Source organism: Chryseobacterium taeanense, assembly GCF_900099685.1.
Lineage (GTDB): Bacteria > Bacteroidota > Bacteroidia > Flavobacteriales > Weeksellaceae > Chryseobacterium > Chryseobacterium taeanense.
Map to the genome: position 1 here is coordinate 1 of NZ_FNDW01000002.1, position 24,214 is coordinate 24,214.

The window sequence follows — 24,214 nt, forward strand, 5'->3', positions numbered from 1 at the left end:
GGTTTCGCCTGTCTGAACGGGATAAATAATAGCTTTCCCCTAAAATAGTTTAAACAAATTTAAAAAATAATTTGCATATTAACACAGTACCTTTTATTTCAAGACAAAAGAAATTAATTAAAGAAGATAGTTATTTAAAACAAGCAACTATCAACAAAAAAACAATCAACTAAGATGAATTTATTCAACGTATATCCATTATTCAACATAAATCCAATAAAAGCTCAGGGATCATTTCTTTGGGATGACAAAGGAGAAAAATACCTTGATTTTTACGGAGGTCACGCCGTGATTTCCATCGGACACAATCATCCGCATTATCAAAACAAATTAAAAGAACAGTTAGATAAAATTTCTTTCTATTCAAACTCGGTTCAGAATGAATTGCAAACTGAACTGGCTGAAAAACTGGGAACACTTTCAGGTTTGGAAGATTATAATTTGTTTCTATGTAATTCAGGAGCTGAAGCGAACGAAAATGCTTTGAAACTGGCTTCTTTTCACAACGGAAAAAGCAAAGTACTTTATTTTTCAGGTTCGTTTCATGGAAGAACTTCGGCGGTAGTTGCGGTAACGGATAATCCGAAAATCGTTGCTCCGGTAAACTATGACGAAAGATTTATTAAATCTAAATGGAATAATATCGAACAGCTTGAAGCAATTTTTGAAAAGCAGGGAAGTGAAATTTCATCTGTTATTATCGAAGGAATTCAAGGCGTTGGCGGAATTATGATTCCAACCGTTGAGTTTTTAACTAAAATCAAAGAACTATGCGAAAAGTATAATACTGTTTTGATTTTGGATGAAGTTCAGTCAGGATACGGAAGGAGCGGTTATTTCTTTGCGCATCAGGAATTTGGAATTGAAGCAGATATCATCACCACGGCAAAAGGAATGGGAAATGGTTTTCCGATTGGTGGCGTTTTGATTCATCCGAAGTTTCAGGCAAGCAACGGTCTGTTGGGAACCACTTTTGGAGGAAATCACCTGGCTTGTGTTGCGGCAATTGCAGTATTGGATGTGATGAAAGATGAAAATCTTATCAAAAATGCTCAGGAAATGGGTGCTTATATTGAAAATGAAATTAAAGATTTTCCACATATTAAAACGATCCGAAGGAAAGGGCTGATGATTGGAATTGAACTTGACAGGGATTGCGCGGAAGTCAGGAGCAGCCTGTTGTACGATCATCATATTTTCACAGGAAACTCTAATGATAAGGCGGTGTTGAGGATTCTTCCTGCACTTACCATTAAAAAAGAAGAAACTGATATTTTTATTAATGCTTTGAAAAAAGTATTGGAGAATATTTAAAATGTAAAAATTCTGCATTCTGTCATTCCTAACATAAACGAAAAGTTTACGAACGAAGTTCAGAAGTGTAATGAAGAATTTCTAAGGGAAAGTTGAGATTCTTCCTTCGTCAGAATGACAATAATATGTAAGATAAAAAATCTTTAAAATCAATTCAAAAAATGAAAAAATTCACCACTGTAAATGACATTAAAAATTTACAGGAAATTATAAAAAAAGCGTTACGAATTAAAGAAAATCCTCTTTCGGAATCAAGTAAAGGAAAAGGAAAAACAATAGGACTGGTATTTTTAAATTCAAGTTTAAGAACACGTTTAAGCAGCCAGATCGCAGCGCAAAATTTAGGTTTAAATGTTTTGACATTAAATGCCGCTCAGGAAGCCTGGAATCTGGAATTTGCAGACGGTGCAGTAATGAACGGCGATACGGTTGAACATATCAAAGATGCCATTGAAGTATTAAATCAATATTGTGATATCATTGCGGTCCGTTGTTTTGCAGGAATGAAAAGTAAAGAAGAAGATGTGAATGAAAGCATTTTAAGCCAGTTTGAACAGCACGCAAAAGTTCCGGTAATTTCATTAGAATCTGCGACACGTCACCCTTTGCAAAGTTTGGCCGATTGTATTACAATTACTGAAAACTGCCACGAAGAACGTAAACCCAAAGTTGTTTTAACCTGGGCTCCTCACATCAAACCGATTGCTCATGCGGTAGGAAATTCTTTTGCAGAATGGATGCAGGAAATGGATGTCGATTTTGTCATTACAAATCCGGAAGGTTATGATTTGGATAAAAACTTTACAAAAGATGTAAAAGTAATTCATAATCAGGATGAAGCGTTGAAAGATGCTGATTTTATTTATGTCAAAAACTGGTCGTCTTTTGATGACTATGCAGCAATGCCGGAAGTAAAAGAAAATTGGATGTTGACGAACGAAAAATTGGAAAATACCAATCAGGCAAAAGTAATGCACTGTCTTCCGGTTCGTAGAAATGTTGAATTGAGCGATGAGGTGATGGATGGCGAAAACTCAATCATTTACCAACAGGCAAAAAACCGGATTTTCTCTGCGCAGGCAGTTTTTTCGGAGATTTTGGATGAATTGAATTCTAAATAAATCAAACCTCATAGGTTTCAAAAACCTATGAGGTTTAACAATCAAAAATGTATAAAAATGAAAAATAAATTATACATCATAAAAATTGGCGGAGCATTAATTGATGATGAAGAATTATTAGAACAATTTCTGGAGCAGTTTTCTGAAATTCAGGAAAAGAAAATTCTTGTACATGGCGGTGGAAAATTGGCGACAACTCTGGCGGATAAACTTGGAATTGAGCAAAAACTGATTAACGGACGGAGAATTACGGATAAAGATACGCTGGATATTGTAGCAATGGTCTATGCGGGAGGAATCAATAAAAATATTGTAGCGAAACTTCAGCAGAAGAAGTGTAAAGCAATAGGTTTTTCGGGAGCCGATGCCAATTTAATTAAAGCAACAAAACGAGAAGATGCAGAAATAGATTTTGGTTTTGTAGGTGATATTACTGAAAAAAGCGTGAATAAAAAACTGATTTCAAAATTGCTTAAACTGGAACTTGTTCCTGTATTTTCTGCGATTACCCACGATAAAAAAGGACATTTATTCAATACAAATGCAGACACGATTGCCTCAGTAATCGCCCAGGCTTTATCGGTAAAATATGATGTGGAATTATTGTATTGCTTCGATAAAGAAGGGGTGTTGGAAGATGTTGATGATCCCAAATCTGTTATTAAAAATATTTCTGAAGAAGAATTTTCGACTTTGAAAAATGAAGGAAAACTTCACAAAGGAATTCTTCCCAAACTGGAAAATGCTCTTGGAGCAGTGAAAAACAACGTAAATAAGGTATTCTTAATCAAAGAAACCGAACTGAAAAAACATATCAAAAACCATCATGAAGGAACTGAAATCTGTTTATAGTAAAGAAGAATTATTGGGTAATGCTGTTGAGCTTTTGAAAAAACTGATTGAAATTCCTTCATTCAGCAAAGATGAATTTAATACGTCGGTGGAAATTGAAATTTTTTTTAAAAAACATCAGATTCCGACAAAACGTTTTAAAAATAACATTTGGGCGGTGAATAAAAATTTTGATGTTTTCAAACCGTCAATTTTGCTGAATACGCATCATGATACCGTAAAACCGAATAAAGCGTACACTTTAGACCCGTTTTTACCCATCGAAAAAGACGGAAAATTATTCGGATTGGGAAGCAATGATGCGGGAGCTTCTCTGGTTTCGATGGCGCAGGTTTTTTTACATTTTTTTGAGAAAGAAGATTTAAAATATAATTTAATTATTGCATTAACGGCAGAAGAGGAAATTTCAGGTTTTGACGGAATTGAAGCTCTGTTTCCGCAGCTTCCCAATATAGAACTTGCCATTGTAGGAGAACCCACGAAAATGAATTTAGCAATTGCTGAAAAAGGATTGTTGGTAATCGACGGCGAAATGAAAGGAACGCCTTCCCACGCTGCTCATCCGAACAACGATAATTCTATTGTGAAATGTATGGAAGATTTACAGCATATTTTAAGCTTTAAATTTCCAAAAGTTTCGAATTATTTGGGTGAGGTTAAAGTTACGCTTTCGGGAATTCACGCAGGAGTTCAGCACAATGTCGTTCCGGAATCTTGCAGTTTTACATTAGACGTAAGAGTTACCGATGAATATTCCAATAAAGAAGCATTTGAAATCATCCAATCGCAGATGAAATCAACCTTGACAGCGAGATCTTTCAGATTAAATTCTTCAAAAATTGAAATGGATCATCCATTTGTACAGGCAGGTCTTGAAATCGGAAGGACAACGTATGGTTCACCAACGTCATCCGATCAGGCAATAATTCCTTGTACCTCTGTGAAGCTCGGTCCGGGAGACAGCAGGCGCTCTCATACGGCCGATGAATTTATTTTCATCGAAGAAATCGCTGAAGGAATTGAGATTTATATCAAAATTTTGGAGAAGGTTTTATAATAGGCTGGAAGATGGATGAGGGATGAGGGATGATGGAAATTTATGAAGTTTTTCATTAGAAACTGATTTTCATAATAAAAGTTTTGGTATTGTCATTCTGAAAGAAACGAAGTGGATTGAAGAATCTCTAGTAATTTAAAAAGAGATTCCTCCTTTGTCGAAATGACAAAGTTAGATTTTAAAATTAAATAAAAAAGGCAGATAAAGCGGTTGGTAGCAAACTTCGATCACCCAGCTTCCATCTTCCAATAAAAAAAAGAATTTTATGAAAAAAATATGGCAAAAAGACGATAATGCCACCAATATATTAGTCAATACATTCACAGTCGGAAAAGATCTTGACTTTGATGAACGCCTGGCAAAATACGATGTCAAAGGTTCCATGGCGCACTGTAAAATGCTGGCAGAAGTCGGTATTATTTCCAATGAAGAATCTGAACAGATGTTGTCAGTTTTAGCTGGGATTTTAGAAGAAATCGAAAACGAAACTTTTAAAATCGATAAAAATGCGGAAGATATTCATTCACAGATAGAATCTGTTTTGATTGAAAAATTAGGTGATACAGGAAAGAAAATTCATACGGCGCGTTCCAGAAACGATCAGGTTTTATTGGATATTAAATTGTATTTATTGGATGAAATCCGTGAAATTACAGCTTTGACGGACGAGTTTTTTCAGATATTAATCAAATTGGCGGAACAACATAAAAATATTCTTCTTCCCGGATATACGCATTTACAGATTGCAATGCCATCATCATTCGGATTATGGTTTGGAGCGTATGCAGAAGCGTTGCTTGACGATATCGAAATGTTATTTTCCGTTAAGAATATCATTAATAAAAATCCACTAGGTTCGGCGGCAGGTTATGGTTCATCTTTCCCGATTGATCGTGAGAGTACAACCTATAATTTAGGTTTTCAATCGATGAATTATAATTCCGTATATGCTCAAATGACGCGTGGAAAGTCTGAGAAAATGTTGTCGATGGCTATGGCGACTTTGGCGGGAACTTTAAGCAAGTTTTCTTATGATGTTTGTCTGTATTTAAGTCAGAATTTTGATTTTATCAGTTTTCCTAAAGAATTTACGACAGGGAGCAGTATTATGCCTCATAAGAAAAATCCGGATATTTTTGAGCTTGTTCGTGCACGTTGCAACAGGATTCAGTCGTTACCGAATGAATTTATTTTATTGACGAATAATCTTCCGTCAGGCTATCACCGTGATATGCAATTAACGAAGGAAATTCTTTTTCCGGCAATTGATTCATTAAAAGAATGTCTGGAGATTTTAAATTATACCTTACCAAACATTCAGGTGAAAGACGGAATTTTGGAGGATGAAAAGTACAAATATCTTTTCAGTGTCGAGAAAATAAATGAAGAAGTGAAAAACGGAAGTTCATTCCGTGATGCATATATAAAGGTAGGACAGGAGATTGAAAACGGTGAGTTTGATTTTGAAATCGGAAACTTAGATCATACGCACCAGGGAAGTATTGGAAATCTGTGCTTGGATAAAATAGAATATCAGTTTAATAAGCTGAAAAATAAATTATTGGGTTGATTTTATTTTAAACCATTAAGATTTCTATTAAGAAGTTAAGCTTAATTAAGAAAAATCTATAGATTTTAATTACTGTTTTATAATTCGCTTTCGAATCTTAAATATTCTTAACTCCTTAAATAAAAACCTTAATGGTTCAATTTAATTTTAATCCAAATCAATCTTAAACTTTGTAGACTTCTTCACCTCATGAAGCACGATAGAACTGTGATACTGCCCGATGTTAGGAATGTTTGAAATCACATTAACAGTGAACTCATTGTAAGAATTAATGTCTTTCGCAATGATTTTCAACATATAATCGTATTCGCCGGAAAGACTGATAATTTCTTGCACTTCATCATACTGCATGATATTTTTCTCAAAAGTTTCTAATACTTTTTTGGATTGCTCTTTCAGTCTTACATTACAGTAAACGACAATATTTAAACCCAGTTTTTCACGGTTTAAAAGTCCGACATATTTCTCAATGATGCCCTGTTTCTCCAGTTGCTTGATGCGTTCGTACGTCGGAGTAAAAGTAAGACCGATCTTTTCTGAAATTTCTTTTACAGAATATGTTGAGTCTTCCTGAATAATGCTGAGAATCATTTTATCTTTTAAATCCATAACAAACTTGAGTTTGAAACAAAAATAAATATTTAAAAATGAAAATAAAGAAATAATAATTTTTTTTAGTTAAATCGAATTTTGTTTTTGTCATTTTACAGAATTGTTGTATCTTTGCACCTAATGAATAACACAGTATTTATATCATTAGAATTACCGGGCGATAGCGCCCTTTACGATATTTATTTATTTTAAGCGAAGATATTTTCTTCGCTTTTTTTTTGTAAAAAATTTAAAATATTATGTTTACGATTACAGAACTAAGCACCGAGAGAATTAACCGTATAGTACAGGAAGCATTAGCTTTTTCGGAAGGTAAAACTGCCAGAATTGAAGGCGAGGTTTTTTGCTCAAACCTTTTCTTTGAAGACAGTACAAGAACAAAAACAAGTTTTGATATTGCTGAAAGAAAATTGGGATTGCAGATAGTTCCTTTTGATGCATCCAATAGTTCAGTAAACAAAGGCGAAAGTTTGTACGATACAGTAAAAACCATTGAAAGTTTGGGAATAAACCTTGTTGTAATCAGAGATAAAAAAGACAGATATTTTGAGGAATTAAAAAATATTAAAATTCCTGTAATCAATGGAGGAGACGGTACAGGTAACCATCCGTCTCAATGTATGCTCGATTTAATGACAATTTATCAGGAATTCGGAAAGTTTGAAGGTTTAAAAGTCGGAATCGTAGGAGATGTAAAACACAGTCGCGTCGCTAATTCCAATGCCGAAGCGTTGAGAAGATTAGGTGCAAAAGTGTATTTCTCCGGTCCGGAACAATGGTTTGATGAAGGTGCATTAATCAACGGAACATACCTGAGTGTAGATGAAATGATTCACGAAGTTGATGTTCTGATGCTACTAAGGATTCAGCACGAAAGACACGACTCTAAAATGAGCTTTTCTCCTTCGGAATACCATAGAAAATACGGTTTGACCAAAGAAAGGGAAAAAGCGATGAAAAAAGAAGCGATTATCATGCATCCGGCTCCGATCAACAGAGGAGTTGAAATTGATTCTGAGCTGGTGGAATGTGAGCGTTCCAGAATATTCAGACAAATGCAGAACGGTGTTTTCGCAAGAATGGCGATTTTAAAAGAAGCTTTGGAGAAAGAGGGATATACCTTTAAATAAGAGCCCAAGGTAAAGGAACCAGGTTAAAGGTAAAAGTTAGTGATGAGCCCCAGAAGGGCGACCTATCAATAGCCACGGGTGAATTCCCCTCCTTTGGAGGGGTGGCGAAAATTCAAAGAATTTTTGACGGGGTGTTTTTTAAATAAAGTAGAAAATAAATAATAAGAGATAAAAGTTAAAAATGAAGAAAAAATTAATACTGGAGTCCGGTGAAGTATTTCATGGAGAAGGTTTCGGAGCAGAATTGGAAACAGCAGGAGAAGTAGTTTTCAATACCGGAATGACAGGGTATCAGGAGCTTATTTCCGACCCGTCTTATTGCGGTCAGATTGTGTGTATGACCTATCCGCTTATCGGAAACTATGGGATTAATAGAGATGATTATGAGAGTATTGAGCCGGCAATTAAAGGTCTTATCGTTAAAGAACTTTGCGATCTGCCATCCAATTTCCGTACTCAGATTACGTTAGACGAATTATTTAAAAAGAAAAACCTTTCAGGAATTTCAGGAATCGACACGAGAAGACTGACAAGAATTCTTCGTAACCACGGAGTTGTGAAAGGAAAAATCGTAAACGCTGATGCCGATGAAAATGAAGTTGTTGCAGAATTAAAAAACACAACTTTTCCTACAAACCAGGTAGAGCAGGTTTCAACAAAAACACCGTATGCAAATCCGGGAAGAGGTTTCAAAGTGGTGCTTGTGGATTTTGGTTCTAAATTAGGAATTATCAGAGAGTTATCTCAAAGAAACTGTGACATCACAGTAGTTTCTCAGGATGTAACGGCTGAGGAAATTTTACTGATGGATCCTGACGGAGTAATGCTATCAAACGGTCCCGGGGATCCGGAAGATAACCAACAGGCACTGGAAATGATCCGCGGAATTCTAGGAAAAGTCCCAATCTTCGGAATTTGCTTAGGACACCAATTAATTGGTTTGGCTTGTGGAGCGAAAACGTTCAAATTAAAATTCGGACACAGAGGCGGAAACCATCCGGTGTTAGATTTAGAAAAAAATAAAGTAGCGATTACTTCCCAAAACCATGGTTACGCTGTAGACCAGGAAAGCTTAAAAAATACAGATTTAATTGAAACACATATCGCATTGAACGATAGAACAAACGAAGGTCTTAAACACAAAATTCACCCTTGTTTTTCCGTTCAGTATCACCCGGAAGCAAGTCCAGGTCCGGAAGATGCGAATTACTTATTCGATGATTTCATTGAATTAATGGAAAACTTTAAAAAGTAAAATATTCAGTTTGTCATTCTGAATGAAGCGATAGCGAAGTGAAGAATCTCAATAATTAAAAAAGAGGTTCCTCGATTCCTCGGAATGACAAGTTTTAAAATTAAATCTAAATAAAAAACAGTGCTAAAGTCTAACTTCTAGCATCTAACATCTAACTTAGAAATGGCAAAACGTACAGATATAAAAACAATTTTAGTAATCGGTTCAGGACCAATCATTATTGGTCAGGCAGCGGAATTTGATTACGCGGGAACACAGGCTTGCCTGTCTTTGAAAGAAGAAGGCTACAAGGTAATTTTGATTAACTCGAATCCTGCAACGATTATGACGGATGTGGAAATCGCAGATAAAGTTTACATAGAGCCGATTTCACTTCAGTTTGTAAGTCATATCATCAGAAAAGAGCGTCCGGATGCGCTTTTACCAACGCTTGGTGGGCAAACCGGACTGAATATGGCGGTAGAATTGGAAAAATCAGGTATTCTTGAAGAATGTAAAGTTGAGGTTTTGGGAACAAAGCTTTCAGCGATCAACAGAGCGGAAGACAGAGATCTATTCCGTGAGTTGATGAGAGAATTGAACGAGCCGGTTCCGGAATCTGACATCGTAAATACGGTAGAAGGTGCTTTAAAATTTGCTGATGAAATCGGTTATCCTGTGATTGTTCGTCCTGCCTTCACCATGGGTGGAACAGGAGGAGGTATCGCTTCTAACGAAACCGAACTGAAAGAAATCGCAGAATTAGGATTAAAACACAGCCCGGTTACACAATGTTTGATTGAAAGATCAATCGCAGGTTTCAAGGAAATTGAATACGAAGTAATGCGTGATGCAAACGACAATGCGATCGTGGTTTGTAACATGGAAAATATAGATCCGGTTGGAGTTCACACAGGAGATTCAATCGTTGTGGCACCTTCTCAAACCCTTTCAGATAGAGAATATCAGCTGTTGAGAAATGCTTCACTAAAAATCATCAGAGCACTAGGAATTGAAGGTGGATGTAACGTGCAGCTGGCATTAGACCCGCATTCATTCAATTATTATATCATCGAGGTAAACCCGAGAGTTTCCCGTTCCTCAGCTTTAGCATCAAAAGCAACAGGCTATCCAATTGCAAAAATCGCTGCAAAAATTGCGGTAGGTTTAACGCTTGACGAAATCATGAATCCGGTTACAGGGAAAACATACGCTTGTTTCGAGCCGGCCTTGGATTATGTAGTTACTAAATTCCCAAGATTCCCATTCGATAAATTCGAAACAGCAGACAGAAGATTATCAACCCAGATGAAAGCGACGGGTGAGGTAATGGCGATTGGAAGAAACTTCGAAGAGTCTTTACAAAAAGCGATCCGTTCTTTGGAAACCGGAATTAGACATATCGGCTTAAAAACAAAACAGGCTGCAGCTTTAACGGCTGAAGAAATCGAAAGGAGAATCAGAGTTTGTGATGACGAACGATTATTCATCATCGGTGACGCATTAAGAAAAGGTTACGACTGGGAACAGATCGTAGAATGGAGCAAAATCGACAAATTCTTCATCTGGAAAATCAAAAAATTAATTGACTTTGAAAAAACGATTGCTGAAAATAAATTCAACAAAGAAATTCTTTTAGAAGCTAAAAAACTGGGCTTTGCAGATTTGAATATTGCTGTGCTTTGGGATGTTACACAAAGAGAAGTTTTCAATTTCAGAAAAGAAAACGGAATAATGCCGGTTTACAAAATGGTTGATACCTGTGCCGCAGAATTCGAATCTGAAACGCCATATTTCTACGGAACGTACGAAGAAGAAAACGAAAGTGTAGTTTCGGATAAAGAAAAAATCATTGTTCTTGGTTCAGGACCGATCAGAATCGGGCAGGGTGTTGAATTTGATTACGCGACGGTTCATTCAGTTTGGGCGATCAAAGAAATGGGCTACGAAGCAATCATCATCAACAACAACCCTGAAACGGTTTCTACAGACTTCTCCATTTCAGATAAATTATACTTCGAGCCTTTGACGGAAGAAGATGTAATGAACATCATCGAATTGGAAAAACCAAAAGGTGTTGTGGTACAGTTTGGAGGTCAAACAGCCATCAACTTAGCAGATAAATTGGCTTCTCATGGAGTTCAGATCTTAGGAACATCTCTTGAAGATCTTGACCGAGCCGAAAATAGAGATAAGTTTGAAAAAGCGCTTCAGGAAATGCAGATTCCGCAGCCTTTAGGAAAAACTTCCACTTCAAAAGAAGAAGCAATAAAAATTGCCAACGAAATTGGTTATCCGGTATTGGTTCGTCCGAGTTACGTGTTAGGAGGTAGAGCCATGGAAATTGTGTACACAGAAAGTGAACTTGCACATTACATGGAATTTGCGGTAGAAGCAAGTCCTGAGCATCCGGTTTTGGTCGACAAATATATGGTCGGAAAAGAAGTTGAAGTAGATGCCATCTGCGACGGAGAAACGGTAGTTATTCCTGGAATTATGGAGCATATCGAAAGAGCGGGAGTTCACTCCGGAGACTCTATCGCGGTATATCCTCCTCAGAATGTTTCACAAAGCGAAATTGATACCCTGGTAGATTATACGAAAAGGCTTGCAAAAGGATTAAATGTTGTAGGATTAATGAACATCCAATATGTTCTTTTTGAAGGAAATGTGTATGTAATCGAGGTAAATCCGCGTTCATCCAGAACTGTTCCTTTCTTGTCTAAAATTACGGATGTTCCGATGGCAAATTTAGCTACAAAAGCAATTTTAGGTCAGAAACTGAAAGACTTAGGCTACGAAAGCGGATTGGTTCCGAATAAAGAAGGTGTTTTCGTAAAAGTTCCGGTCTTCTCTTTCTCAAAACTAACGAAAGTGGACATCTCTTTAGGCCCTGAAATGAAGTCTACAGGAGAAGTAATGGGGAAAGATACAACCTTAGAAAAAGCGTTATATAAAGGATTGGTAGCAGCCGGAAGAAAAGTTCCGATGCATGGCTCAATTTTGTTTACGGTAGCCGATAAACATAAGGAGGAAGCAGCAGATCTGGCAGCGAGATTCCATGAAGTTGGCTTCAGAATCTGGGCAACGGAAGGTACTGCTAAATTCTTTGGAGAAAAGGGAATTCCTTGTAAAATAGGATACAAAATAGGGGAGGAGAGTGTAAATTTAATCGACCTTATTCAGAAAGGAAAAGTTCAGTATGTTGTAAACACGACGACAAAAGGAAAACAAGCTGAAAGAGACGGCTTCCAGATCAGAAGAATGAGTGTGGAAAACGGTGTTCCTTGTTTAACATCAATGGATACGGTTGAAGCAATTCTAAAAGTAATTGAAAGCATGAGTTTCAAAATGGAAACGATGTAGTTTCAGCCTTAAAATATATAAGCCTCGTAAGTTTTCTTGCGAGGCTTTGTGGTTGTCAATTAAATGCTTGTCATTTAAAAAGAATCTATAAAAAGGTCTTTTGTTCCTGATAGCTGGTTTTTGGAATATTGGTTTTCTTTATCTCAGAAAAGCCGCCGGCTATTTCCTTAAAATTGTTGAACCCATTTTGTTTAAGGATTGAAGCAGCAATCATACTTCTGTAACCTCCGGCACAGTGTATAAAAAATGGTTTGTCTTTTGGGAAAGTTTCCAGATGAAGGCTCATTTTATTTAATGGAATATTAATCGCATCGACGAGGTGTTCAGATTCAAATTCACTATTTTTTCTTACATCGAAAACAGGTAAATTCACATCATAATTTTCTTCAAATTCCAAAGCCGTGATTCTGTCTACAGTTTCAAACTTTTTTCCTGAATTTTTCCAGGACTCAAAACCACCTTCCAGATATCCGATTGTATTGTCATAGCCAACCCTGGAAAGTCTTATCATGCTTTCCTCTTCTCTTCCAGGATCAGTAACCAATATGATTTTCTGATTAATATCGGTTACAATTTCTCCAACCCAGTTTGCAAAATGGCCGTCGAGTCCAACGTTGATGCTGTTAGGGATAAAACCTTTTGAAAATGCAGAAGCATCCCGAGTGTCCAAAATTACGACATCCGTTTCAGCAGTTTTTTCAAAATCATCAGGATTAAATGGTTTTCTTGCCTGTTTTAAAACAGAATCAAGTGTATTATAACCATTGATATTCAGTAAAACATTTTTAGGGAAATATTTCGGTGGATCAGTTAATCCGGATAGCAATTCGGTTACAAATTCATCTTCAGTCATATCTTTCCTCAATGCATAATTTGTCTCCTTCTGATGTCCCAACGTATCGGTAGTTTCTTTGCTCATCATCTTGCCGCAGGCACTTCCTGCTCCATGATTAGGATATACAATGAGATGATCTTCAAGAGGCATTATTTTTTCTCTCAATGAATGAAATAGTAATCTTGCCAGTTTATCCTGAGTAAGGTCACTGTTCACATGCTGAGCAAGGTCTGGCCGTCCCACATCTCCAATGAATAGGGTGTCACCTGTCATAATAGAGTGTTGATTTCCGTTTTCGTCAAAGATCAGATAAGAGGTGCTTTCCATTGTGTGACCCGGGGTATGGATGGCTTTTACCATGCATTTACCTACTTTGAAAAAATCGCCGTCTTTTGCTATGACAGCTTCATATGAAGGTTTTGCTGTAGGGCCTAAAATAATTTCTGCTCCTGTTTTTTCTTTTAATTCAAGATGTCCGCTTACAAAATCGGCATGAAAGTGGGTTTCAAAAATGTACTTGATTTTGGCATGATTCGCATCAGCCATTGATATATAAGAATCTACATCACGAAGCGGATCAAATATAGCCACTTCTCCATTACTTTCTAAAAAATAAGCAGCATGAGAAAGACACCCGGTATAAATTTGTTCTATTTTCATTTAATTTTTCATTAAAAATATTGATTTTTAATGGAAATTAAAATGATAAACATCATCAAACTGAAAATATATTGAAATCATTTGCATGATATTTAATAGTATTGATAATTTCATTAATTATTTTGTGATTCTGTTTGCTTTTGCTTTATCAGTGTTTAAGCCGAGTAAATATAATTTAAGAATTGTTATTTTTACACTGAGGATATGATATAAATAAGTCATAAACAATGGGAATTCTATTGCCATCTTTCTCATTTTTTGGAGAAGTGACTCGAAAGGTTATTAAAATAGTGATATGTTTTGATATTTGCGCTAAAACAAAAAACGCTGTAAACATTTATGTTTACAGCGTTTTAGCTTATTTTGGTTTCTAACCTGGCGGAGAGTGAGGGATTTTGTGCCCAATCCTCATCGCTTTATGGATAAGATTTTCGCTGTAGCATCTCTGTGAATGGCCTCAAATAGGACATTTGCAAAAAATTGGTAAAATCCTAATTTAAATTTTACGTAGTAAAACTAAAAATTTCTGCTCAAATCTGCAAGTAAAAAGGTCAAATTTTGAACAGGTTTTTTAAAGTTTAAGGCCAGAATTTAATCCTTCTCTTAGCGCCTGAATTTTCTCAGTTGAAATATTTCTAAAAGAAAACGAAGATAAAAAAAATTTAAAAAAAAGAAAAAAAGAAAGCCTTTTGAAAATGAGCTTGGCATTCTGTCAAGGTTTTTTGGAAAAAGTTTTTACGTAGATTTTTATATGTAAAAAGTTTTTCTGAAAATCCGGAGGGCTTGACCTTGACAGAATTTAGCTATTGGGCTTGGTAGCGAATTACCTTTGGTTTCTGTTTTTTATTTTAATTTGTAGTTGTAATTAGTTCATTCTTTCTTTTACAAAACTAGAAACGGTTAATCTATGTACACCTAAAATCCTACCTATTGCAGAATATGAAACTTTTTTTTCAATCAATTCTTGAATCTTCTTTTCCTGACCAGTTAATTTTGTCTTAGAAGATTTACTACCCACAGGACGGCCTAAAATTACACCTTCTGCTCTTTTCCGAGCTAATGCTTCTTTAGTTCTTTGGGATATAAGGTTTCTTTCAATTTCGGCTGATAAACCAAATGCAAATGCTAATACTTTAGAATTAATATCACTTCCTAAGCGATAATTGTCTTTAATGGTCCAAACTTGAATATCACGATTCATACATTCATTAAGTACACCCATAATCATCAGAAGATTTCTTCCAAGCCTGGATAATTCTGAGCAAATTAAAACATCTCCTTTTTTCATTTTTTTTAAAAGTTTTCCTAATTTTCTGTCATCAACATTCTTTGCTCCTGAAATAGTTTCTTCAATCCATTTGTTTACCACAATTTGTTGCTTGTCACAAAAATGATTGATTTCAAATCTTTGATTTTCTACTGTTTGTTTGTCTGTGCTTACTCTGATGTATCCGTAAATCATTTCTTTCGTTTAAAATTTTATACAATAATGGTATAAAATATATTATAACTGTCTAAAATAAACATAGACTATTAAAATAACATCTATATGAGCGATTATTTTAGACAGAATTCAGTAAAATCAAATTTTTCCAGTAGTGACTCCTGGGTGATATTAAATGATATCGAACAACGGATAAAAGCTAAAATTGAAGCTGTAGGAACACCTCTTAAAGAGTGGGATATTAATATCTACAGAGGAATTTTGACTGGGTATAATGAGGCCTTTATTATAGATAAAAAAAAGAAAGATGAGCTTATTGCAGAAGATCCAAAATCTGCCGAAATCATACGACCTATTTTACGTGGCAGAGATATAAAAAGATATGCTTATGAAGCAACTGATTTATGGCTGATTAATACTCATAATGGAATCAAAGAGAAGGGCGTAAAGGCAATAGATATAAATGATTATCCTATTGTAAAAAAGCATTTAGATTTATATTATCCTCAATTGTCGAAAAGAACTGATAGAGGAGATACTCCATATAATCTAAGAAACTGTGCTTATATGGAGGATTTTTATAGACCGAAAATAGTCTGGATCGAATTAACTAACAATCCAAATTTTTGTTTAGATAAAAACAATTATTTATTAAATAATACTATCTTTTTTATAAGCGGTGAGAGATTAGAGAGATTAGAGTATTTAGTATCATATTTAAATTCAAATGTCTGCAAATGGTATTTTACTAAGCTTGCAGCAACATCTGGTGTTGGCACGACAAGATGGATTAAAATATATATTGAGCAGCTAAGAGTTCCGATGGGGATTGACCCAACAACAGAGGAATTATTTACTAATTTAGCAAAAGAAATTCAAACTCAGAAGTCCAAAAATATCAACACTGATTATTTGGAAAATTTAGTGAATCAAAGGATGTACAATTTATTTGAGTTAAATGATGAAGAAATCAGTTTTATTGAATCTCAATAAAACCTATTGCAGTTCTCTCTTCCTCGGATAATCCATATAGGTCAAAAATCATTTTATCTAATTGTAATAGAAGTTGGTTAATAGTAGAGGAATCTATGTTTGCCTGAATTTTGCTAACTATTATTTCAAATTTAGAGTTTAAATCATTATCAATTTCCAATACAGGAATTTTATCTAAGAATATTTTCCTTAATTCACGTGTTCCTCCTTGTAATTCAGGAAAGTTATCAATAAAACAATATTTGAAGAGTGACGAGTTCAAAAATGCAGTCAAGTAAGAAAGATGCTTTCCTGTAATCATAAAGGATTTATCATTTTGCATAAATCCTTTATCGTCGAGATAAAAAGGTAAAAATTTTGTCATATTAGGATACATAATTTTTTGTATAGAAAAATCCTCCCAATAACTTATCGAATCTTGTGTTTCAAACCATTGATTATTAGTCTTTTTACGAGCACCTTTATCTCCAGTCTGTTTTAGCCTATCATATCCGAAGGATATAAGGTGCTGTTTTACAACGGGATACAGTTCAATATCTATTTTCAAACTTGGAAATGTCGTAATAAGATATAAATCAGCGAATTCGTATGAGTATCGCTTAATATCACGCCCTCTTAATAAGGGTCGTATGATTTCTTCACTTTTAGGATCCTGATTAATAAGTTCTTTTCGTTTAGCTCCGTCTATGATAAAGGCATCATTAAATCCTGTTTTGATTCCGTAATTTATCCTTATGTTCCAATCTTTCAACGGTGTGCCAATCTTCTCAATTTTTTTCTTTATCTGCTGTTCGATTAGAGAGAGAATTACCCAACTTTCAGAATTTGAAAATGACGACAATGAAGAATTCTGTCTAAAATAATCGCTCAAATTAATTAACAGCTTTTCTTTAACAATACAGGCTTCTGTTTGTTGTCTATTTTTATCCCTAGTAAATGTCAAAATATTAGTATCTACTGTTGCTGTATCAAATATCTGATTTCCTGAGAAGTCAATTAAAATTTCAGGATTTGTTTTCTCTGCAAAAAATTTACGCAGACTCTCGCCATAGGCAGCTCTCATCCATTTATTGGAAGTAATAAAGGTTAATATTCCTTTAGGTTTAAGAATATCATATCCTAACTCATAAAATAAACTATAAATATCCCCAGTTTTAGCAAAAGTTTCATATTCCATTTGCTGAAGCGCATCACTTTCAGCTCCCATTTTTTGTAGTTGAATGTATGGGGGATTCCCTATGATAGCATCAAAACCAATAAAATTTCCTTCGTTATCCAATACTTCCGGAAATTCAAAACGCCACTCAAAAGCATTTTCGTAGATTTTATTGTTCTTAATCTCTTCAATAAAATCTTCAATCTTTTTGATTTTTGCTTCCAGAGTTTTCTTATCTTTCTGTTGAGCCTTTGTTAAAGCAGTTTCAAAAAGTTGCTCACTCTGATATTTTGTATAATATTCTCCTCTCAATAAATTGAGAGATTTTATTTCCTTACTGTTTTTGCTAATTTCTGTCCTGAATCCTGTTTTGATGTTATTAATAACTTGTTCTAATTCCCATTTTTGAGCTTTACTTTCTGCATTGCGGTAAAGATCAACAGCTTCCTTATATTTTTCTATGGAAATTCCTGTTTTTTTCAGAGCAGATGACAAGTTACTGTCCAATCCAAACCGGTTAATTAATGAATTGCCATTCTTAATATTAATATCAATATTAGGAAGTGTTTCCAATTCGTTCTCTGATTTATAATAAGCATTCTTCAGTAATTCAATCCAAAGACGAAGACGACATATTTTTACAGAATTGGGATTTATGTCTACACCAAACAAACAGTTTTCTATAATGGTTTGTTTTTCGTGAAATAAAGTCTCCTGAATTCTCTGGCTTTCTTTAATTTTAGGATTATATTCGAAAAGTTCTCCATTTTCGTCTGTAATTATTAATTCGTCATTCTGTACTTCGATATTATAATCTTTTAATTTCTTCCCAAATTTATCTACCAGAATTCCAAGATCATTTTTAATCGCTATAAATTCATTAAGAGCAGATACCAAAAAGTGACCTGAACCAACCGCCGGATCGCAAACACGTAAAGAATTGACAATCTCATTTGCCTCTTTTATATCGTTTATTTTATTATGTAAATCGACAATTGATTTACAATCCCAATTCTTTATCTCATTGAATTTTTGTAAAACTGCTTTGCGTAACGTTTCTTTACACATATACATTGTGATAAAGCCCGGAGTATAAAAACTACCATCTTTATATCCGTTAATCTTCTCAAAAATCAACCCTAGGACAGAAGCATTAATCAAGGTCTTATTTTCATCTAAAATATCTGCTGTCCCTTCACTTGCAAAATCATAAGCATCTAAAAATTCAAATAGATATTCTAAAGTATTAAGTTCTCCACTTCTTTTTTTACCTGTTGTATCTTTCAGAACTGTTGTAGGAAGTATGGGTATTTTCTTTTCGTCCTTTAGATTACTAATAATTAGAGTCGAATGCTCTAATTCGGTAGGTTCAAAAAGCGAACTATTCAAGTAAGGAACCTTTTCATATGCTTTCTTAACATCTTCATTTCTGTCCTCATACCTTCTCGCTAGAACCTGAAAGAATAAAGTATTGAGATCGTCATACTGTCTTATCTTATTAAAATTTAAGAAAAGAAATGCTTTGTCGCCTCTGTGATAATTGACAAGCTGTCCCTCCATTAATTTTAGGAATAAAACCCGGTTAATCCAGGTAATATTGAGTTCTAGTGCAATGTTGAAAAGTCTTTCTTCATATGAATCTCCATACAAGAATGGCTTATTGATACGATTTACCTTATCCAAAGAATCCAATTGTATAATGGTATCTTCTAATAAAGAACCTAAATTTCTTTGTCCAGACTTATTGCGCTCAATTAATCGTTTTCCAGCTTCCTTTGTCTCTGTTAATCCAATAATATGTAACAATTCATTATAAAAACTCTTATCTAAAGTATTACTGTCATTGATGAATGGAAGTTTTAGGAGATGAGCCGGACTAAATATTTTAAAAATAGCAATCAGCTTGTTGTCATCCCTTTTAGAATGGTTCTTTACAATAGATGCGTAATCTTTTAAATTGAAATAGGTAAACTCTAATTGACTAGCTACCTCATCTAAAAATGGCTTTGCAATTTCTTTATAGAATACATCTGTTGATATTCCTGAAAGTCTTTTCGTTTCAAAATCCTCAAATTGCTTAACTAATTTTTTGTTTTTCGCAAAAAAATATTCGAATTGATACGCATCAAAAATGAACCACTCGTATAGATTGGTTACAATAAGATGTTTAACCTCCAAATTTTTATGTGTAATTCTCTCCCTAAGAAAATATAATAACAATTCCTGAAGTGCTTTAGTGTTTAGTTTTTTAACACTCATCATTTCCGCAGAATTGCTAATGCTCTTGGTTTCAATAATGACCCCTACAGGACTAGCAGCTGTTTTATCAGTATGTATAACTAAATCATTTTTTCCTTTTGTATTTATATAGAAATCAGCATCAAAACCATTTTTTTTTAGGAAGTCAATAATGAGATTTTTTTGAAATTCTTCAGATTCTTTTTCATTGATCCTTTCAAAAAGTGTTACAAAATTGTGCTTGAAATTTTCAATATCTTTTCTGTTTGGTTTAAGTTTCAGAAAGGATTTATTTAGAGATTTATGAGGAGTTAATATTTTTTGTGACACGGGCTTAGTTTTTATTGATGGTTATCCAATTTGTTTTTTTAATTCTTCTTTACTTGGAAGAATAGCTTTGTATTCTTTCGCAAAAATGGTCTTATTGTTTTCCGGAAGTGTAAATTCTATCACTGTTTTGTTCTCCTCTTTACAGAGAATGATTCCTATTGTAGGATTTTCATCCTTCGTTCTTATCTTTCTATCATAATAATTTACATACATCTGCATCTGTCCAATATCTTGGTGGGTTAGTTTTCCAATTTTTAAATCTAATAGAACAAAACATTTTAGCAACCGATTATAGAAAACCAAATCCACAAAAAAGCTGTCACCGTCAAAAGTAAATCGCCGTTGCCTGCCTTCAAAAAGGAAACCTTTACCCAATTCTAACATAAAATGTTCCAGCTTATTGATGATTTCTGTCTCCAAATCACTTTCGGAATAGCGACTATCTTCTTTCAAATCCAGAAATTCCAAAACATAATGACTTTTTAGAACGTCGGTGGGCTTTTCTATAATTTGCCCTTTTTGAGCTAATTGTTTCACACCTTCTTTATCCCTGCTAAGAGCTAATCTTTCATAAATTGCAGAATTATATTGTCTGGTCAATTCTCTTACGCTCCAATTGTTTTGAGAAGCTTCTATTTCATAAAAGTTTCTTTCGTCTTCATTCTCAATTTTAAGTAATTGTATATAGTGAGTCCACGATAGTGTAAATGGTAAATTACGAGATGGTATTTCATCATTTAAATTTTCTGAAGAAATCCCAATCACTGATTGGGATTTTCTAAATTCCCCAGTCATCGATTGGGGAATTCTGTCTTGAAATGTTAAATAAAATTTTCTGAAATATTCCAGATTTGAAATAGAATATCCTCTTCCAAATTCTTTCGTTAATTGTTTACTGAGTTTTTTAAGTATCTCCTTAGCGTATTCGGCTCTATCTCTGCCATTTTGTTCGTCCTCAACAATTATTCTACCTATTTCAAAATAAGTTAACAACATAGTAGTGTTAATATTGCGGACGATACTATTCTTAGCATTTTCAATCAAATGCTTAATGGATGTGAAAAGAGTGGATGATAATTGATGCATATTTACAAATTTAACATTATTTCCATTATCCTTCATCAATATCATATACTAAGAAGATGATTCTTTTCTTACGTAAGTTTATTTATTTAGGAATTGATTAAAAATACTTATTCAATTTGTTCGTTGGGGATTTTAAGAAAAAATTACTTTTTCCTATTTTGCTGTTTAACACCAACCTTCAGCTCCCTAGCAAAATCCACCATCACCACCTGACTTCCCTGAAACGGATTATAAGACGGCTGATAATCAATATAGCCCGAAGAATGGAGATTCTTCAGGCATTTATGATAGGTGGCTTTTGAGCGGATTTTACTGATGCGCATCACCTCATCGCGGGAAATACTGACCGGATTTCGGAAACGGCTGAAATTCCAGAACTGGAATAAGGCTAAATAGAGGCTGATGTGTGATGGATTAAGTGTATTATCCTGAGCCACCTTTTCATAGAAAGCTGTGAGGTGTTTGATATAATTCATAATTTGGTTCGCTGTTGTTAAATCATTACTTCTTTTTCAGCATTTCTTCAATGTCTTTGTAATTGTAATATAATGTCCCGCCGACACGGGTGTAAGATAAAGTTCCATTGATACGTAGCTTCTGCAATGTTCCGGAGGAAATTTTTAGAAGCGCTTTGACCTCTGACGAACGCAGCCATAATTTCTGCTGGGAAATCTTAATTTGAAACAGGTTTTGTAGGTCTTCCAGCAATTCGGTTCTAAATTCCTGAAGGTCTTCTTTGGTAATTAGGTTTACGATCATAACTACTTCATTTTTGTTTTTGACTTAGCTTTCTTCTACAAAGTTGCAGCAATAAAACCCTGAAAACAATAGGGTTAGAAGAGCGTGGGCTAAATAAGAACAATCTGGACGATGCAGAAATCTTTTGGAGATTAAAAAAGAATAAATTGGATTCTACTAGATGGTGTACAAAGAAAAAAGACGAGTTCCGAAGTCTTTTCCCTTTTTGCAAAAAAGGCAAGAGAGTCTTGGATATAAAACTTGAAAAGTTTGTATATACAAAGACACATCTTGCTTAATTGTACCGCCGATTTTTCAGAGTTCTAAAAAAAGCTTACATTTGATTGATTATTAATGAGTTGCATTAATTGCTTTTGAAAAGAAAAAAAGCAGAAAAGACAATGACATCAGGGTTGTTCAATTTTTGAGCCGCATTAACAGTACCCGGCTCAAATTCTGAGCCGGCTTTGGGATGAGCGGCTTACTTTTTGAGCCGGATCGGAGTGTTGTGGTAACAATTTTGAGCCGGTTTTCAAAAAGGGTGCTCAATTTTTGCGCAGGGATATGAGTTGCTATAGTTTCTTTGATACAGTTTAGCAATATGGCGGTTTAATTTTTGAGCCGCATCGACAGTACCCAGCTTAAATTCTGCACCGGGTTAGAATTGACCGGCTCACTTTTTGAGCCAGGTAAACCCTTTGTGGTAACATTTTTGAGCCGGTTTTCAAAAAAGTGGTTCAATTTTTAAGCAGCAGAAGAGCTGCTTTACTTTATTGAGATATACTTCAGAAATATGGTTGCTCAAATTTTGAGCACGCATTTAAATATCCTACTCAATTTTTACGCAGGATCAGTGTGGAGTTGCTTAGTTTTTGAGCCGGTTTTAAGTTGAGCTGTGCACATTTTGCGCTGGCTTCCAGTTAACCTGTACTAAAATTACGCAGGTTTATGATAGATTATCCATAAATTTCTTTTTACATAGATTGATTATATTTGAATTACTTTGAAGTTTTTAAATAAATGACTTTTTTAAAGAAGCCAGATGAATTACCAAACATTTGAACCGGATCAGGACTTGACAGCATTTATCAAATGTTATTGGACACTGGAAAGCCCGAAAGAAGAAAAACCTGAAAAACAAACCATCGTTCCTGACGGATGTATGGAGATGATCTTTCATTATGGCGATCTATACAAACAATACTTGGACAATGGGAACAACATTATCCAGCCCAGATGTTTTGTCATCGGACAACTGACAAGGCCACTTGAGATCGAACCGACAGGCGAGACAGGAATTTTCTCCATTCGTTTTCGTCCGGAAGGATTTTTGCCTTTTACCACTACTCCCATAAAGGAGATGGAAAATACTGCTGTTTCATTGGAAAAGCTGTTTGGAAAGGATGGACAGGAAATAGGGCAACAGATCTTAAGTGCCAACTCCACTGCGGAGAGGATAAAGTTTATTGAAATATTTTTACTTGATAGGCTAACTGACCTTGAAACTGTTGACCGCATTGTAAAATCAACGGTTGAAACAATTATGACAGCCAACGGGCAACTCTCGGTTGATGAATTGTCCAGACACTCCAAAGTCGATCGAAGACAATTGTTACGCAAATTTTCTTCAGCCATTGGCCTAAGTCCGAAACAACTGTCTAGGACGATCCGATTGCAGGCTGCACTCAAAATGTTACTGAATGATCAGTTTTCCAGCCTCTCAGATCTGGCTTACGAAAACGAGTATTACGATCAGGCGCACTTTATCAAAGATTTTAAAGAATTTACCGGATCTACGCCCAAAGAATTTTATGGTACTCATCTTAAGATGTCCTCCCTTCTTTACAGAAAGGATTAGACTTGTCCCATTTTTACAATTTTAGTTTTCAAAAACATTGCAACTTTGTCATCTCAGCTTTCACAAAAGAAACCATTTGGTGTTTGGAAATCAAATAAAATGACAATTATTCAATCAGATAAAATTATGAAAACAGGAGCAAAATTTTTTATTGCGGTCGTTAGTTTGGCGATTCTTTATGCCTGGACAATAAAGCAGGCAAATGACATTCAAAAAGCGGAATGGCTGATCGGTACCTGGGAAAATAAAACCCAGAAAGGCAGCATCTATGAAACCTGGACCAAAACTGGCAATAATGAATTGTCGGGGAAAAGTTATAGTATCAAAGGCAAAGACACGATCGTTTTTGAAAATATCCGGCTCGTGCAGGAAAACAAAAAGTTATTTTACATTCCGACTGTTAAAAATCAAAATGATGGTCTGCCTGTTCTTTTTGCCGCCAAAACTATCTCTGAAAATCAATTGGTCTTTGAAAATCCGGAGCACGACTTTCCGCAGATCATCGCTTACACAAAAATCAATTCCGATTCATTAATAGCCGAAATTTCAGGAACAAAAAACGGACAGAAACGCAAACAGACCTTTCTAATGAAAAGAGTGAAAAGGTAAAAATGTAGATA

General features: G+C 34.8%; 18 protein-coding genes. 11 read left to right on the plus strand and 7 right to left on the minus strand.

The window, feature by feature from the left end:
* Positions 1–174: 174 nt before the first annotated feature.
* From BLR30_RS03160 to argH, 5 genes are all read left to right on the plus strand, one after another.
* The gene (locus BLR30_RS03160) at positions 175–1,314 is read left to right on the plus strand and encodes an aspartate aminotransferase family protein (protein ID WP_089854666.1); all 1,140 of its coding nucleotides are present in this window, start codon (positions 175–177) and stop codon (positions 1,312–1,314) included.
* Between the two features lie 161 nt (positions 1,315–1,475).
* Complete coding sequence (locus BLR30_RS03165; protein ID WP_089854669.1) at positions 1,476–2,435, plus strand: N-acetylornithine carbamoyltransferase; 960 nt, start codon at positions 1,476–1,478, stop codon at positions 2,433–2,435.
* A gap of 57 nt (positions 2,436–2,492) precedes the next feature.
* Positions 2,493–3,287: an acetylglutamate kinase gene (argB, locus tag BLR30_RS03170; RefSeq protein ID WP_089854672.1), complete on the plus strand. Its 795-nt coding sequence runs from the start codon at positions 2,493–2,495 to the stop codon at positions 3,285–3,287.
* Complete coding sequence (locus tag BLR30_RS03175; protein ID WP_089854675.1) at positions 3,262–4,344, plus strand: M20 family metallo-hydrolase; 1,083 nt, start codon at positions 3,262–3,264, stop codon at positions 4,342–4,344. The genes argB and BLR30_RS03175 overlap by 26 nt, the downstream gene beginning before the upstream one ends.
* Positions 4,345–4,609: 265 nt before the next feature.
* Positions 4,610–5,914 (plus strand): argininosuccinate lyase, encoded by a 1,305-nt coding sequence (gene argH, locus BLR30_RS03180; RefSeq protein WP_089854678.1) that lies wholly within the window; start codon positions 4,610–4,612, stop codon positions 5,912–5,914.
* A gap of 147 nt (positions 5,915–6,061) precedes the next feature.
* Here argH and BLR30_RS03185 read toward each other — a convergent pair whose 3' ends face one another.
* The gene (locus BLR30_RS03185) at positions 6,062–6,523 is read right to left on the minus strand and encodes an Lrp/AsnC family transcriptional regulator (RefSeq protein WP_089854681.1); all 462 of its coding nucleotides are present in this window, start codon (positions 6,521–6,523) and stop codon (positions 6,062–6,064) included.
* A gap of 242 nt (positions 6,524–6,765) precedes the next feature.
* Between BLR30_RS03185 and BLR30_RS03190 the strand changes: the two genes are divergently transcribed.
* The 3 genes from BLR30_RS03190 to carB all read left to right on the plus strand — a co-directional run bounded on the left by BLR30_RS03190 (position 6,766) and on the right by carB (position 12,256).
* On the plus strand, positions 6,766–7,656 hold the full coding sequence (locus BLR30_RS03190) for an aspartate carbamoyltransferase catalytic subunit (protein WP_089854685.1): 891 nt from the start codon (positions 6,766–6,768) through the stop codon (positions 7,654–7,656).
* A 181-nt stretch (positions 7,657–7,837) separates the two neighbouring features.
* A complete protein-coding gene (locus BLR30_RS03195; RefSeq protein ID WP_089854688.1) occupies positions 7,838–8,911 on the plus strand; it encodes a carbamoyl phosphate synthase small subunit in 1,074 nt (357 codons plus the stop codon).
* Between the two features lie 162 nt (positions 8,912–9,073).
* Positions 9,074–12,256, plus strand: a complete 3,183-nt coding sequence (gene carB / locus BLR30_RS03200) for a carbamoyl-phosphate synthase large subunit (protein WP_089854691.1) — start codon at positions 9,074–9,076, stop codon at positions 12,254–12,256.
* An 85-nt stretch (positions 12,257–12,341) separates the two neighbouring features.
* Here carB and BLR30_RS03205 read toward each other — a convergent pair whose 3' ends face one another.
* Positions 12,342–13,751 (minus strand): MBL fold metallo-hydrolase, encoded by a 1,410-nt coding sequence (locus tag BLR30_RS03205; RefSeq protein ID WP_089854694.1) that lies wholly within the window; start codon positions 13,749–13,751, stop codon positions 12,342–12,344.
* Positions 13,752–14,616: 865 nt separating this feature from the next.
* Positions 14,617–15,213: a master DNA invertase Mpi family serine-type recombinase gene (locus BLR30_RS03210; protein WP_027383975.1), complete on the minus strand. Its 597-nt coding sequence runs from the start codon at positions 15,211–15,213 to the stop codon at positions 14,617–14,619.
* 87 nt (positions 15,214–15,300) lie between these two features.
* Between BLR30_RS03210 and BLR30_RS03215 the strand changes: the two genes are divergently transcribed.
* Positions 15,301–16,188, plus strand: coding sequence for a TaqI-like C-terminal specificity domain-containing protein (locus tag BLR30_RS03215; RefSeq protein WP_089854698.1), 888 nt, complete (start codon positions 15,301–15,303; stop codon positions 16,186–16,188).
* Here BLR30_RS03215 and BLR30_RS03220 read toward each other — a convergent pair.
* The 4 genes from BLR30_RS03220 to BLR30_RS03235 all read right to left on the minus strand — a co-directional run bounded on the left by BLR30_RS03220 (position 16,172) and on the right by BLR30_RS03235 (position 21,757).
* Positions 16,172–19,912: a type IIG restriction enzyme/methyltransferase gene (locus tag BLR30_RS03220; protein WP_089854701.1), complete on the minus strand. Its 3,741-nt coding sequence runs from the start codon at positions 19,910–19,912 to the stop codon at positions 16,172–16,174. The genes BLR30_RS03215 and BLR30_RS03220 overlap by 17 nt on opposite strands.
* Before the next feature lie 21 nt (positions 19,913–19,933).
* Positions 19,934–20,998 (minus strand): PDDEXK nuclease domain-containing protein, encoded by a 1,065-nt coding sequence (locus tag BLR30_RS03225; protein ID WP_089855876.1) that lies wholly within the window; start codon positions 20,996–20,998, stop codon positions 19,934–19,936.
* A gap of 143 nt (positions 20,999–21,141) precedes the next feature.
* On the minus strand, positions 21,142–21,474 hold the full coding sequence (locus BLR30_RS03230; RefSeq protein WP_082811166.1) for a hypothetical protein: 333 nt from the start codon (positions 21,472–21,474) through the stop codon (positions 21,142–21,144).
* A 25-nt stretch (positions 21,475–21,499) separates the two neighbouring features.
* Positions 21,500–21,757, minus strand: a complete 258-nt coding sequence (locus tag BLR30_RS03235; RefSeq protein ID WP_089854704.1) for a helix-turn-helix domain-containing protein — start codon at positions 21,755–21,757, stop codon at positions 21,500–21,502.
* Between the two features lie 1,021 nt (positions 21,758–22,778).
* On the opposite strand from BLR30_RS03235, the gene BLR30_RS03240 reads away from it, so the two are divergent.
* Together BLR30_RS03240 and BLR30_RS03245 are read left to right on the plus strand one after the other, a co-directional pair.
* Positions 22,779–23,594: a helix-turn-helix transcriptional regulator gene (locus BLR30_RS03240; RefSeq protein ID WP_068942915.1), complete on the plus strand. Its 816-nt coding sequence runs from the start codon at positions 22,779–22,781 to the stop codon at positions 23,592–23,594.
* 99 nt (positions 23,595–23,693) lie between these two features.
* Positions 23,694–24,203, plus strand: coding sequence for a DUF6265 family protein (locus tag BLR30_RS03245; protein WP_228400690.1), 510 nt, complete (start codon positions 23,694–23,696; stop codon positions 24,201–24,203).
* Positions 24,204–24,214 lie beyond the last annotated feature (11 nt).

What these genes read in the sequence shown, in the direction of transcription:
- BLR30_RS03195 (WP_089854688.1), top strand. Translation starts at nt 7,838, where the DNA reads ATGAAGAAAAAATTAATACTGGAGTCCGGTGAAGTATTTCATGGAGAA.
- carB (WP_089854691.1), top strand. Translation starts at nt 9,074, where the DNA reads ATGGCAAAACGTACAGATATAAAAACAATTTTAGTAATCGGTTCAGGA.
- BLR30_RS03205 (WP_089854694.1), bottom strand. Translation starts at nt 13,751, where the DNA reads ATGAAAATAGAACAAATTTATACCGGGTGTCTTTCTCATGCTGCTTAT.
- BLR30_RS03160 (WP_089854666.1), top strand. Translation starts at nt 175, where the DNA reads ATGAATTTATTCAACGTATATCCATTATTCAACATAAATCCAATAAAA.
- argH (WP_089854678.1), top strand. Translation starts at nt 4,610, where the DNA reads ATGAAAAAAATATGGCAAAAAGACGATAATGCCACCAATATATTAGTC.
- BLR30_RS03235 (WP_089854704.1), bottom strand. Translation starts at nt 21,757, where the DNA reads ATGATCGTAAACCTAATTACCAAAGAAGACCTTCAGGAATTTAGAACC.
- BLR30_RS03245 (WP_228400690.1), top strand. Translation starts at nt 23,694, where the DNA reads ATGACAATTATTCAATCAGATAAAATTATGAAAACAGGAGCAAAATTT.
- BLR30_RS03190 (WP_089854685.1), top strand. Translation starts at nt 6,766, where the DNA reads ATGTTTACGATTACAGAACTAAGCACCGAGAGAATTAACCGTATAGTA.
- argB (WP_089854672.1), top strand. Translation starts at nt 2,493, where the DNA reads ATGAAAAATAAATTATACATCATAAAAATTGGCGGAGCATTAATTGAT.
- BLR30_RS03165 (WP_089854669.1), top strand. Translation starts at nt 1,476, where the DNA reads ATGAAAAAATTCACCACTGTAAATGACATTAAAAATTTACAGGAAATT.
- BLR30_RS03230 (WP_082811166.1), bottom strand. Translation starts at nt 21,474, where the DNA reads ATGAATTATATCAAACACCTCACAGCTTTCTATGAAAAGGTGGCTCAG.
- BLR30_RS03225 (WP_089855876.1), bottom strand. Translation starts at nt 20,998, where the DNA reads ATGCATCAATTATCATCCACTCTTTTCACATCCATTAAGCATTTGATT.
- BLR30_RS03175 (WP_089854675.1), top strand. Translation starts at nt 3,262, where the DNA reads ATGAAGGAACTGAAATCTGTTTATAGTAAAGAAGAATTATTGGGTAAT.
- BLR30_RS03240 (WP_068942915.1), top strand. Translation starts at nt 22,779, where the DNA reads ATGAATTACCAAACATTTGAACCGGATCAGGACTTGACAGCATTTATC.
- BLR30_RS03185 (WP_089854681.1), bottom strand. Translation starts at nt 6,523, where the DNA reads ATGGATTTAAAAGATAAAATGATTCTCAGCATTATTCAGGAAGACTCA.
- BLR30_RS03215 (WP_089854698.1), top strand. Translation starts at nt 15,301, where the DNA reads ATGAGCGATTATTTTAGACAGAATTCAGTAAAATCAAATTTTTCCAGT.
- BLR30_RS03210 (WP_027383975.1), bottom strand. Translation starts at nt 15,213, where the DNA reads ATGATTTACGGATACATCAGAGTAAGCACAGACAAACAAACAGTAGAA.